10 protein-coding genes and 1 pseudogene are annotated in these 12190 nt (G+C 51.6%); 7 read left to right on the top strand and 4 right to left on the bottom strand.

Annotation, left to right across the window (positions count from 1 at the left end):
- Positions 1-7: 7 nt before the first annotated feature.
- Both OZX73_RS06435 and OZX73_RS06430 read right to left on the bottom strand, forming a co-directional pair.
- Positions 8-1216: pseudogene (locus OZX73_RS06435) on the bottom strand (restriction endonuclease subunit S); the annotation flags it as partial.
- Positions 1217-1398: 182 nt separating this feature from the next.
- On the bottom strand, positions 1399-2259 hold the full coding sequence (locus OZX73_RS06430) for a toll/interleukin-1 receptor domain-containing protein (RefSeq protein ID WP_277148658.1): 861 nt from the start codon (positions 2257-2259) through the stop codon (positions 1399-1401).
- Between the two features lie 46 nt (positions 2260-2305).
- Between OZX73_RS06430 and OZX73_RS06425 the strand changes: the two genes are divergently transcribed.
- From OZX73_RS06425 to OZX73_RS06410, 4 genes are all read left to right on the top strand, one after another.
- Positions 2306-2956 (top strand): TIR domain-containing protein, encoded by a 651-nt coding sequence (locus OZX73_RS06425; RefSeq protein WP_277148656.1) that lies wholly within the window; start codon positions 2306-2308, stop codon positions 2954-2956.
- Positions 2953-3843, top strand: a complete 891-nt coding sequence (locus tag OZX73_RS06420) for a DUF4231 domain-containing protein (RefSeq protein ID WP_277148654.1) — start codon at positions 2953-2955, stop codon at positions 3841-3843. The genes OZX73_RS06425 and OZX73_RS06420 overlap by 4 nt, the downstream gene beginning before the upstream one ends.
- A 300-nt stretch (positions 3844-4143) precedes the next feature.
- Positions 4144-5091: a zinc-binding dehydrogenase gene (locus OZX73_RS06415; RefSeq protein ID WP_277148652.1), complete on the top strand. Its 948-nt coding sequence runs from the start codon at positions 4144-4146 to the stop codon at positions 5089-5091.
- 107 nt (positions 5092-5198) lie between these two features.
- Positions 5199-5798: an NAD(P)H-dependent oxidoreductase gene (locus tag OZX73_RS06410; RefSeq protein WP_277148650.1), complete on the top strand. Its 600-nt coding sequence runs from the start codon at positions 5199-5201 to the stop codon at positions 5796-5798.
- A 289-nt stretch (positions 5799-6087) separates the two neighbouring features.
- Here the strand turns inward: OZX73_RS06410 and OZX73_RS06405 are convergent, their stop codons facing one another.
- Together OZX73_RS06405 and OZX73_RS06400 are read right to left on the bottom strand one after the other, a co-directional pair.
- Positions 6088-7296, bottom strand: a complete 1209-nt coding sequence (locus tag OZX73_RS06405; protein ID WP_277150949.1) for a CapA family protein — start codon at positions 7294-7296, stop codon at positions 6088-6090.
- Positions 7297-7530: 234 nt separating this feature from the next.
- Complete coding sequence (locus tag OZX73_RS06400) at positions 7531-8553, bottom strand: hypothetical protein (RefSeq protein WP_277148648.1); 1023 nt, start codon at positions 8551-8553, stop codon at positions 7531-7533.
- Positions 8554-8978: 425 nt separating this feature from the next.
- Here OZX73_RS06400 and OZX73_RS06395 point away from each other — a divergent pair, with 425 nt between their 5' ends.
- The 3 genes from OZX73_RS06395 (at position 8979) to OZX73_RS06385 (ending at position 12103) form a co-directional block, all read left to right on the top strand.
- Positions 8979-9515 carry an NAD(P)H-dependent oxidoreductase gene (locus OZX73_RS06395; protein ID WP_277148646.1) on the top strand — a complete coding sequence of 179 codons (537 nt, stop codon included), beginning with the start codon at positions 8979-8981 and terminating at the stop codon, positions 9513-9515.
- A 307-nt stretch (positions 9516-9822) separates the two neighbouring features.
- Complete coding sequence (locus OZX73_RS06390; RefSeq protein WP_277148644.1) at positions 9823-10461, top strand: CE1759 family FMN reductase; 639 nt, start codon at positions 9823-9825, stop codon at positions 10459-10461.
- 220 nt (positions 10462-10681) lie between these two features.
- Positions 10682-12103: an NAD-dependent succinate-semialdehyde dehydrogenase gene (locus OZX73_RS06385; RefSeq protein ID WP_277148642.1), complete on the top strand. Its 1422-nt coding sequence runs from the start codon at positions 10682-10684 to the stop codon at positions 12101-12103.
- The last annotated feature ends 87 nt before the right edge of the window (positions 12104-12190 follow it).

Here is a 12190-nt window from a genome sequence, read left to right as displayed (position 1 = left end):
TATGAAATTAAATAAACAAGTCATTTAAGTATGCTGATTTTAATTGTTTGGTTAAGTTTATTTTTACTATTTGCTTTGCAATTTCGGAGTCTAAGAGCAAAAGAAAATCCGTAATTTGAGATTGCTCTGGGAGACTGTAAGTCGTCTTTATTTGAACTAAGGAAAGGCTTGATTTGTTTATCGAGAGTACTTTAACTCCTTGCATCAAAGGATATAGTGTTTGATGAAAAACAGGTGAATTAATTAGATAGCCGAAGAATCCAGCACTGGCTTCTTGGGTCGGTCTCAATACAATCGTATGTAGACCAGATACAACAATTTGCCTGTTAATACCTTGAATTTCAGTAGCCTTGCCAACTGTTTCATCCTCAGCTGTGTCAGCTACAATAACATCTCCATTTTGCAGAGAGTCCTTTAAAAAGTCGGTTTTATTCGCCGAAATAATATAAGGAATTCTTTCTTTAGAGACATTTGTAACTGAACTATATTTAATTAATACATCTCCATAATGTATATCTTGAACTGAAGATGGTTGAGTCGTCAATCTTTCACGCGAAATTGTGTTTGTTCGTACTTCGAAATTGAAGAGATTCTCTAACTTACGCTCTTGCCAGGGTTGGGTGAAGCCTTTGAACCGGAGCCGTTGGCTGAAGATCTGTTGCAGGTAGTAGCGTTTGCGCTTCTTGAGGAGCTCAACTTTACGCTCGCAGGCAGCGATGAGATTATCCAGCGTTTTGAAGAACTCAGCAATGCGAGACTGCTCGTTGAGTTGCGCAGGATAAGAGATTTTTGTTTCTTTAAGAATAAGAGTATTAATCGAGGGCATAGTTTGTCCTACTGATCTCGAAATAATTGAGTCCCGTACGGTTTTAGTGCTTAAACAAAAATGCATAAAATTTGCAGAAGCTTCTTTGACTAAACGAACCCGTAACACTCGTCCTGAGAATAACCAACCGTTTTGTTTTGAACCAACTTCAGCATTGATATCAATCGAACCAACTCGAGAAAAGACGATATCGCCCGATACTAACGTATATTGTTTTAGCCTTAATAAGTCTTTATTAGAAACCTGCGGCAAATTTTCGAAAGTATCAGGAAGCACGCCATTTTTAAAATGTTCTGTAGTAATGATAGGAGTTCCTGATTCAACATAATCATTAGCATGAAGCGTGCTTCCAAAGGGCCCGGTCTTAATTTCGGCGATGTCTCCTAACTTACGCTGCTCCCATTAAAGAGTGCTTTTATAAAGTGTCTGAAGGACTTGAGCTATAGCGTTTCCTGTAAATTAGATAAGACAGGCTGTTTGTCTTTAAACTCACAGCCTGTCTTATCTACTCGTCCTATCTTATCTGTGAGTTATAGGGTGGTAGGGAATGGAGAACAACATCAACTAATTTATCAGAGCTCAGGTAGATCATCATTATCTGGGTCAGTTATGGAAACAGAGATATGTGTACTAAATCTTCGTTCTAGACGACGGAGGCGGTAGAGAATTTCGCGTTTATCTATGGTTGCAGGTATTGAGCTCTCTTTTATAGTCACCGTATAAAAGTTAGGGCGAGGATTTTCAATTTGAGATGGATTGAACTCTACTTGCAAACGTCGAAGCTCACTGCAAATCGAATAAATAATTCTCCTATTTTGCATCTCATCATTTGTAATCTCATTGGTTAAAAAGGCATGCTGGCTATTTTGACTATCACTTGAAATATTATCTAATCGTTGACTAATGGAACGAGTATATAGAAGAATTTCGTTGATTTTATGTTCTTGTGATCTAGCTGAGTCTCTAGTATTTACCTTACTTTTCTTGTTATTATTATTAATTTCTTCAGAAATTTTGTCAGAGAATTGTTGGTAAAAAGTGGAGAAAGCATGATCTATTATTTTGGGAGGTATATTATACTCCATACTTGTGTCTATGTCCGTTAATAGATTTCGCATCTCTTCTTGATCTGTTGCTTCTCGAACTTGCAATGAGTTAAGGGGGCCATCATAATCAGGTTTTTTTAGATCAACAAGAATAGGAATTACTTTTTTCCTACCTAATTTTCCTAAAAATGCCCCTGCTTCAATATTCAGCCAAGGACTATCTTTGTTTTCTCTAGTTATAAAGACTAATGCCAAAGGCGAATCGTCTAGTTCAGTTGTTATTGCGCTAAACCATGCATCGCCGCCGTTGATGTCATTTTTTGATAAAAAGAAATTGTTGCAAGGCTGCAAAAAATTCGGGATTGAAGCTTGAAACAGTTCAGCCACTTTTAAGCTTAGTGGTTTAGACCAACTGAGAAATATTTTTGAATTCATGAAATACAATTTATCACAATTTAAAGATATTGTTAAAATTGATACAAATATTGGAGGTTCTCAAATGAAACATAAATGTTATATTTCTTTTAAATTAGAAGATAAAGATTATAAACAATATATTCAAAATGAGTTAGACGTTGACATGATCGATAAGTCTCTGAATGAACCTATCGATTCTGAAGATGAAGATTATATTATGCGGAAAATTCGAGAAGACTATTTATCGGATTCAACTGTCACAATTTTTATTATCGGAGAACGTAGCTCTGAATCGCTTGGGTGGAATGAACAAAGATTTATTAAGAGAGAGCTGCAAGCTTCTTTATATAATGGTTCTAATAATGATAGAAATGGGATATTGGGAATAGTTCTTCCTTCGATGACGGATAAAATTTATTTAGGTTCTCACACTTGTAACGTTTGCGGGAAAATCCATGAGACTCTTGATTTGACTGATGATACGGTAATCAGAGAATTCGGTCGCAACTATTTTATTCCTATTAATAAATGTGCTTGGGCAGATGAAGATAGATACTGCATACTGACAACTTGGGATAATTTTGTAAACAATCCAAATGCTTATATTGATCAGGCATTCGAAAAAAGAGATGAACCAATTGCGGATAAAGTGAGAGTACGACCATGAGTAGCAAAGTCAAAGATGATTTTGATATATTCCCTCCAGTTTTTCATCACGCTGATGAAGAGTCTGCTAAGGAGCAGAAAAAGTACCATATTTCTTTGGGAATCGAACTTGTCGCAGTAATAGTTGTCCCGCTTGCTGAATTTCTAAAGAGATTTTCGAATGAATTTGAGTGGTTTTCTTTTATAGCTCTGCTGTTCTTAATTTGTGCAGCGATATATAGATTTGTTGAAAAACCAGAACAAAAATGGTATGTGTTGAGAGCGTTTGCAGAATCACTGAAAACTTTATCTTGGAAATTCGTGATGCATGCTGAACCTTTTAATGTGGACGATCAAGGCGCTGAATCCTTATATAGGGAAAGGGTTAAAAAATTAATGGATTCTGAATCGAATAAAGATGTTATTTCGTTTTTGCCTGATCCTAATAACCACGGTATAATACGGAATTCAATGAAAGACTTCCGAAATAAAACTGATTCTGAGCGGCAGGATTTATATTTGCAGAAGCGTATTGATGAGCAGGAAAGTTGGTATCAATATAAAGCTCGTAGAAATCAGATTTCAAGTTCAGTTTCTTTCGGTATACTCATATTTATTATTTCAATAGCATTAGCGCTTGTAATGAAAAATTTATTTTGTAATATTAATGATGCGAATCTGCCCTTAGAAGTTCTCATTACGGCGGCCGTTTCTTTGATAACTTGGACTGAGAGTAAGCGCTTTTCGGAATTAGCTAAGAGTTATCGCGTAACCGCTAATGATATTGATTTTGTTAGAGATGGTTTTGAACAAACAGTAAAGCGGGATGGAATTTCTTCAACTGTGGCTGATGCTGAACAAGCTTTTTCTCGTGAACATGCTGAATGGATATCTAGAAAAGATTTATGATTTCAAGGATTCAAGATTTCCCGGATAAACGCGGCATGTGAGATTGCGTATCTGTTTGATACCATTTTTATGTTATAAGGATTTAAGTGCCATCAAGGTGAACTATTGTTTATAAACTATGTGATTTGGTTCAGGCGTGCTAAAGAATTTTCAAAGCTGAAAGACAGTAGTATTTAACAAAACTCTTATAAAACATTCTTATACTGTGAGCGCGCACATAACTCATATTATTTTTGGCGTGGCACGGAATCTTGCTTGCTTACAATGTGCAATGGAAAGACCAAAAGGGAGGTCAAAACCATGAAGTCATGGATGTTTTATGGGACGAACAAGCCGCTGAAGCTTGAGGATGTGCCGGAGCCGCACGCTGCGGACGATGGGGTGGTCATTGATGTCAAGGCCGCGGGCCTGTGCCATACCGATGTTGGCTGCATGCGCGATCCGGGCTGGATGTCCTTGTGCAAGCCGGTGCCGTTCGCGCTCGGACACGAAAATGCCGGGGTCATCACGGAAGTCGGCAGCTCCGTCAAGGGGTTCAAGGTGGGCGATAGGGTGGCGCTCTGTCCGACGACCTCCGCTGGCACTCCCGGATTCGGATTCGATGGCGGGTTCGGACCGAAGATTGCCATCGGTGCCGAGGCACTGGTGAGGATTCCCGATTCGATTGATTTCGTTAAGGGTGCCGCTGCGACCGATGCGGGCATGACGTCCTATCATGCGGTGGTCGTGCAAGGCGAGGTCAAGAAGGGCGAGAACGTCGGCATCATCGGTGTCGGCGGATTGGGCCAGATCGGCGCACGCGTGGCCCATCTGCTGGGTGCAAATGTTTACGTCGCGGAAATCAAGGAATCCATTTGGCCGATGGCCAAGGAGCTTGGCGCCGTCGATGTGAAGAAGTCCATCAAGGACTTCAAGGATGTGAAGTTCGATAAGATCATCGATTTCGCCGGCTTCGGTGACACCACGGCCGATTCGGTCGATGTCATCAGCCGCGACGGCATCGTGGTGCTTGTCGGCATGGGCAAGCTCGAGAGCACCATCGACACCAAGTCGTTGATCCTCAACCAGTGCACGTTGCGCGGTTCGAATGGCGGCACCAAGGAAGATATCGAGGGCGTCTACAAGCTCATGGCCGATGGCGAGCTCAACCCGGTCACCACCACGATCCCGTCCTCCGAGATTCCGGAAGGTTTGCAGAAGCTCGAGGAAGGCGACGTACGCGGTCGTCTAGTCGCCGTGTACGAGTGAGTTGCGGAGCCTTCGAGTTTTATAAGATGTTGCTTCATTTGTCGGACTATACGCTACAAATGAAGCAACTTCGTTGAAAAATCAGCTTGCGTTCGTACAATGGAACCATGAGCAAATTCTTAGCATTTACGGCGAATCCGGATCCGGAATCGCTGACGCAATATATCGGCAAGGCGTTCCTCGAGGGCGCCGCGAGCAAGGGGGCGGGCACCGAGTTCGTCGACTTGCACGCCATTGGGTTCGACCCGACTTATCGCATGGCCGACCGCAAGCAGTACCTCGCCGAAGGGCCGATGCCCGACGACGTGGCCGCGTTGCAGAAGAAGATTCTCGACGCTGACGTCATCGCGCTGGTCTGCCCGATCTATTGGTGCTCGATGCCCGCGATGATGAAGGGCTTCACCGAGCGCGTGCTGTGCCGCCACTTCGGCTACAACCCCGACCATAGCAAGTCCGCGATCGCCGACAAGAAGTTCCGCTTCATCATGCTCACCGGCAGCTCGGAGCAGTGGTACCACGAGTCCGGCATCCACGATGCCATCTACAACCAGGTCATCTACTACATGTTCCATCATTATTGCGGCGTGAAGGATGCCGAGCTGGTCTACGTCGACAACCTTGAGATGGCGGATCCGTCGCCGGAAGCCCACGCGGCCGCGGCCAAGCACATCGAGCGCATCAAGGAGCTTGGCGCGTCGATGGCGTAAGGGTTTGAGACGTTGTCGATCTGTTGAAAGTAAGGGTTGCAGAAAGTTCAAACACGACTTTCTACAACCCCTATTGATATGCATGTCTCTTGGGTATTTTGCAAGGTCTATGGATTTGGGCTTATACGACTTCGCGAAAGCGGTGTCTTATCCAGGTGCTTTCGGTTTTTGATTCGGTTATGTGACTTGACGATAAATCTGGGGAGAAATTAGAAATCGAATAAGTAAAGCCGTTACACACGTCGTTTGCTGTGTGTAACGGCTTTACTTGTGTTTTGACGGACTCTAGTTACTTACGTTCGTCGGTCAGTCGCCATTCGCGCACGACATTGTTGTCGGCGCCCATCGAGTAGATGATGTCGTGGATGCGTTGCTCCTGCTGCGCATCGGTGGTCGGGTTCCAACAGACGCCGTTGGGGTGGTCACTGGCGATTGGACACCATCGGTACTCGCCCTGCCTTTCGTTGGCGGTGGGCACCCAGTCGATGCGGTTGACCCGCCACGAACCGGGCTTGCCGCGCTTGCCGGCGAACTGGATGCGAGCGCTCACGCCCTGGTTGTTGACCTCGTGGCCGGGGATGGTGGTCGTGACGGTCACGGCGTTGCCCAGCCCGTAGATGATCCACGTATTGTTATATTTCTCGATTGGTTGCGCGCAGTGGCAGCCGGCTCCGTAGATGACGTCGAAGGCGCCGGTGTCCGCGAGTTCGTGCGCCTCCGAGACCTGCCACGAATCGGCTTTCGTGAGGTATTCCTGCAGCGAATGGATCGCCATCGCCACCACGTCCGCGCCCTGCTTGCGTGCCGCCTTGGCCTTCGCCACCGCTTTCTGGATGTCGGCTTCGTGCTGCGGGTCGCCGGATTCGCGTAGCCGGTCGACGCGCCAATCTGCGTCGGGCACCTCGCCGTTGAGCGAGACGGTGCCGGTGACAAGCCCCAGCTTGCCGCCGCCGGTCGGGGAGTCGATGACGAGCGGTTTGACGGAGTCCGCTTCGGTTTTGTACGAGCCGGTCTGCTGGATGCCGGCCTTGTCGAGCTCGTCCCAGAGCCGGTTGATGCCGGCCGCACCCTGATCCCAGGAATGGTTCGTTCCATGGGTGCAGGCGTTGTAGCCGACATGCTGGGCGGCGTCGACGACCTCCGGCGGGATGTTGAAAACCGGGTACCCGGCGTAGGGGCCGCCGCGCTGGGCGATCGGCGTCTCAAACTCGCACACGGCGATGTCGGAGGCTTGAATATACGGTTTCATGTTTTCGAACAGCGGGTCGAAATTGAAGGCGGTGCCGTCGGTCGCGTTCGGATTGTTCTGGAAATGCTGCCAAAGATGCGGGTGGAAGAGCAGGTCGCCGTTGACGAACAAGGCGATGCAATCGTCATCCGGGCAGTCGGGGGAGTTGCCGTGATGCACCACTACCGGCTTGGGCGTGTTTTTCTTGTTCATCGTGACATTGGTTTCGGCCGTTTTGCCGGCTGGCGCGCTGGAGGTTTGGTGCCGCATGCCGAAGTAGAGCGCCGCCGCGACCGCGGCGATCACGGCCAGCACGATGACGCCCGCCCCGATAAGCCGCAACGGCGCCGATATGCCGGATGCCGGACCTTCGCGTGAGGATTGGACCGCATGGCGTGGGTTTTGCTGAGATCTGGACTTCATCGTTTTCTCTTTCGCGGGGTACTGCTTTTCACTCTCTCCGTTCAAGAATACCCGTTTAAGTGCACATATCGCCTTGTCGTGTCATAGCGCCGGTTTCTCAACGCCATCGTAACGGTGGATATGATGGCGGATCATCCACGGGTCGGGCTCGTAGACGTTATCGGCCGGAACGGTTCGCGTGGGGCCGTGTGAGGTTTCAAACAAGCCGTCATCGCGTTGCCGCACCCGTGAGTCCGCTATGGTCTCAAGGAAAGAGCGGTTTTCCTCAACCGTTCGGAACGGGTATGGCGTGGTGCACCAGACGGGGTCAACTTCAAGGATAAAAGCGGCGGGAGAGGGCGAAGAAGTGCGAAAAAGCGAAAGGTCTGAGACTCTTTCCGTTATCGTAGGTGTATTACGTTTGTCAGGGGTTCGCCAAGCTTCCGTGTCCTGAAAGCCCACGATGATACTGGCGTTGCCAAGATGGCTGGATTGCGCCGCGGCGCTCGCTTTGGCCTCGGCGATCGCTCGGTACGTCTCATGGAACCGTGCCCCGTCAAACACCGTGAGGATGTCGTGGCTTTCAGGGTTTAAAGAGGGATGAACGCAATACCCGCATGAGGCCGCGGCGACCCCATCGCGGATGATGACGCACCATTCCTCGGCAATCGCCGGAATATGCGCGTTGACGGAAATCAGGGAGTCGTCCGGGGCGTCGCGCAAGTCGCCTTGCAGTTCGGCCAGGGTACGCCGCGCGGCTCTGAATTCCGGCACCCGGCCATTGCCGAGCTGCGACCATGGGCGCTCGCCCAACCCCTCCGGGAATGCGGTCCAGCTTCTGATGTGTGAAACCGTTGCGCTGACAGCCTTCCGCCCGGTCAAACCGATCGGCAACGAGCTCAGCCAATCAGCCGGCGGCGCCTCGAACAACAGTGGCGCTAAATCATGCCGTTTTCGCCAGGCGTTGAGGGCGATAAGCAGGTCGGGTGCGATCCACACGGCGTCGTTGTCGGCGATGTCCTGCGTCGGTTCAAACCCGTAATCGCACGCAAGATTCCAACCAGGCGTTTCGCTTGCAGGGCGAGCGTCATCAAATCTTACGTCCGAATGTGAGCTATCTGTCATGTGAGCTTTGTCGAAATACTCCGCGAAGGCGTCTTGCACCCAGGAAAGTGGGCTGATGACGTGGAAAGTGGGGTTCAATGGCGCTCGCTTCGGGATGACGGTTATTGGTTCTTCAAGTGTAGGATTCGGCATTGAATACACGGAAGCCCTTGTGGTCACAGCGTTTTGGGGATATCGAACATCGCTGGCGACTCAAGATAATTAGACACTTTCGCGTACGTCAATTTATTCCCGCTTATCTCGCGGCGGAATATGACAGTACGGCCGATATTGCATAGTATAGCTTTTACAAGCTTTCGTATTGCAATGCGATATGGCAGCGCCACAACGGGTGGCTGTGGCTTGAGACAAGTGAAACGAGGCGTTTCGCACCCAGCGTGCAGACGTTTCATAAACGAAACCACAAGAAATTCAAGGAGCATATCATGACCAAGATCGCCGTTTTCGTCGGATCGCTGCGCAAGGAGTCCTTCAACAAGAGCCTCGCCAAGAACATCGAGCGCCTCTCTCCAGAGGGCGTCGAATTCGACTACATCGACATGGACCTGCCGCTTTACAACCAGGACCTTGACGTCGACATGCCCGCCAAGGTGGTCGAGATGAAGCAGCAGGTCGAGGCCGCCGACGGCGTGCTCTTCGTCACCCCCGAATACAACCGCAGCTTCTCCGGCGTCATCAAGAACGCCATCGACTGGGCCTCGCGTCCGTGGGGGCAGAGCTCGTTCGCCGGCAAGCCCGCCGCCATCGTCGGCGCCTCCATGGGTGCGCTCGGCGCCACCCAGGCCCAGCAGGCCCTGCGCAACGTGGCCCTCTTCCTCGACATGAAGCTCATGGGCCAGCCCGAGGTCTACTTCAACGCCGCATCTGGTCTGGATGAGCGCGGCTTGGTCGTTGAGGGCTCCGAGGATTTCCTGCGCGGTTTCGCCGAGGCCTTCGCCAAGCATGTTGAGGCCAACAAGTAAGGGGAGTGCCTTGCCGAGATCAACGGCCGCGTCCGGTCGAATGCTTTCCGCCCGGACGTGAACATGTTTCATTAAAACGTTGATGTCCCACAAACAAGCACATTGCATTACAAAATGCAATGTGAACACAATCACTGTTTTTCCTAGCGGCGCATGATGTTTTCGCCTCGCGTCGGACGAGTGAAAGTGGTACCTTTGCTAAGGGTTAAGACGTGCTTGGATTATGGGAAAACGCTTCGGTGGCATGTCCGCCGGGGCTTTTGGCAAGCACAGGAAAACAAAGTCGCGATTTGCAAGGAGGAACACTGTGGATCTTGAAGAGACAACGGATATCGTAGCGCTGGCCGCCAAGGCGGAAACCGAAGTGAAGCAGTACCGCCTAACGGTGGTCAACGCCGGCATCTCGGAGCCATCCAGCACACGCAGGCTGGCCAACGAGGTCGCCAAGAAGGCTGAGGCCTACCTTGAGGCGCAAGGCAAGCAGGTCGTGGTCGAGATGATCAGCCTGCGCGACCTGGCCGGCGAGATCGCCAAGGCCTCCGTCACCGCCGAATCCGGCAACCGTTTGTCCTCGGCCATCTCCGCGGTCCGCGCCGCCGATGGCCTCATAGCGGCGACTCCCATCTACAAGGCCTCCTATTCCGGCCTGTTCAAGGAGTTCTGGGATTTGGTCCCGCGCGACGCGATCACCAACATGCCGATGATCCTGGCGGCGACCGGCGGCTCCAACCGCCATGCGCTGGTGCCTGACGTCGTCATGCGCGGCCTGTTCGCGTTCTTCCGCGCCGTTCCGACGGCGACCAGCCTGATGGCCACCAAGGAGGATTTCGACACACCGGAGCTCGAGAACCGCGAGCGTCGCGCCGCCAGCGAGCTTGGCGCGCTGATGCTTTCCGGCGTGCGCCACCAGCCCGTCGACGAGGAGATCGACCACGTGAACTGGTAAAAGCCAAAAGGCGGCTTTGTTTTAGCCGCTTCCGTGGGATTTGAATTCTTGCTGCCGGCCCGTGTCTTGTGATGCGGGCCAGCAGCCTGTTTTTTGAGGTTGGAACCAGATAAACGGGATTTTCCGTGTCTGATTGCTCACATTTGGATTTTCCCTGTAGGAGCATTTCGCATCGTCGAAAATATCGGGTATGATTGATTATACCTACAAGGAGGTAGTTATGGTTTATCAAACCGTCAACCCTTATACCAACGAATTGGTAAAGGAATATCCGTTCGCCACCGACGCGGAGCTCAAGAGCGCCATCGACCTGGCGGACAAGACCTATCACGAGACGCAAAGCCAGCCTATTGCCGAACGTGCCAAGATCCTGCACAACGTCGCCGCGAAGTTCCGCGAGCATGCCGATGAGCTTGCCAAGATCTGCACGGTCGACATGGGCAAGCTGATTGGCGAGTCCGCGGGCGAGGTGGAGCTGTGCGCGATCATCGCCGACTGGTTCGCCGACCACAGCGAGGAACTGCTGAAGCCCGACAAGCTCGACAGCATCGTCGCCGGTGACGCCCAGGTGCTGCACCAGTCCGTCGGCGTGGTCGTCATGGTCGAGCCGTGGAACTTCCCGTACTACCAGATCATGCGCGTCTTCGCGCCGAACTACATGCTCGGCAACACCATGATCCTGAAGCACGCGGCCAACACCCCGACCTCGGCCAAGCGTTTCTGCGAGATCGTCGAGGAGGCCGGAGCCCCCAAGGGCGCGCTCACGAACCTCTTCCTGACCTACGATCAGGTCACCGAGGCCATCGAGGATCCGCGCGTGCAGGGCGTGGCCCTGACCGGCTCCGAGCGTGGCGGCGTCGCCGTCGCGGGTGCCGCGGGCAAGGCCCTGAAGAAGAGCACGATGGAGCTTGGCGGCATGGATCCGTTCATCGTCCTGGGCGACGCGGACATGAAGTCCGTCAACGACGTCGCCTGGCGCGTCCGCCTCTACAACGCCGGCCAGGTCTGCACCTCGGCCAAGCGCTTCATCGTCATGGACAACGTCTACGACGAATTCCTCGACGGCCTGATCGACGCCTTCTCGCGTGTCACCCCGGGCGACCCGATGGACCCCTCGACCACCATCGCCCCGATGAACTCGAAGCGCGCCAAGGAGAAGCTGCAGGGCACGTACGATGCCACGGTCGCCGCAGGCGCGAAGGTCGCCTACCGCTTCCCGGAGATCGACTCCGACGGCCAGTTCTTCCGTCCGACGATCCTGACCGACATCACCCCCGACAACCCCGGCTACAAGACCGAGATGTTCGGACCTGTGGCCGCGGTCTACAAGGTCCACAGCGAAGAGGAGGCCGTGGCGCTCGCCAACGACAACCCGTACGGCTTGGGTGGCATGCTCTTCTGCGGCGACAAGAACCACGGTGCCGAGGTGGCTGCGAAGGTCTACACCGGCATGATGTTCGTCAACACCCCGCTCGCCTCGCTGCCTGACATCCCGTTCGGCGGCGTGAAGCTCTCCGGCTACGGCCGCGAGATGTCGCGTCTGGGCCAGATGGCGTTCACCAACGACAAGCTCCTGGTCACCGCCGACCACTTCGACAAGTCCAACGCCCCCGGCGCCCTCTACGCCGCCCAGGAGCTGTGAGGTCTGGCAAGTAAAGCAGCCGTCCGCTTGGTAAAGCAAAAGGCCGCTCTGTTCATTTGATCGCTGGCAAGAGGCCGGTTCCGGAAT

This window comes from Bifidobacterium sp. ESL0775 (assembly GCF_029395475.1).
Classification (GTDB): Bacteria; Actinomycetota; Actinomycetes; order Actinomycetales; family Bifidobacteriaceae; genus Bifidobacterium.
Note: the sequence above shows the minus strand (reverse complement) of the source record. Positions and strands in the feature narration are given on the sequence as shown.

Excerpts from the sequence above, each read along its gene's own strand:
- OZX73_RS06425 (WP_277148656.1), top strand. The coding sequence starts at position 2,306 with ATGAAATACAATTTATCACAATTTAAAGATATTGTTAAAATTGATACA.
- OZX73_RS06420 (WP_277148654.1), top strand. The coding sequence starts at position 2,953 with ATGAGTAGCAAAGTCAAAGATGATTTTGATATATTCCCTCCAGTTTTT.
- OZX73_RS06415 (WP_277148652.1), top strand. The coding sequence starts at position 4,144 with ATGAAGTCATGGATGTTTTATGGGACGAACAAGCCGCTGAAGCTTGAG.
- OZX73_RS06410 (WP_277148650.1), top strand. The coding sequence starts at position 5,199 with ATGAGCAAATTCTTAGCATTTACGGCGAATCCGGATCCGGAATCGCTG.
- OZX73_RS06405 (WP_277150949.1), bottom strand. The coding sequence starts at position 7,296 with ATGCGGCACCAAACCTCCAGCGCGCCAGCCGGCAAAACGGCCGAAACC.
- OZX73_RS06400 (WP_277148648.1), bottom strand. The coding sequence starts at position 8,553 with ATGACAGATAGCTCACATTCGGACGTAAGATTTGATGACGCTCGCCCT.
- OZX73_RS06395 (WP_277148646.1), top strand. The coding sequence starts at position 8,979 with ATGACCAAGATCGCCGTTTTCGTCGGATCGCTGCGCAAGGAGTCCTTC.
- OZX73_RS06385 (WP_277148642.1), top strand. The coding sequence starts at position 10,682 with ATGGTTTATCAAACCGTCAACCCTTATACCAACGAATTGGTAAAGGAA.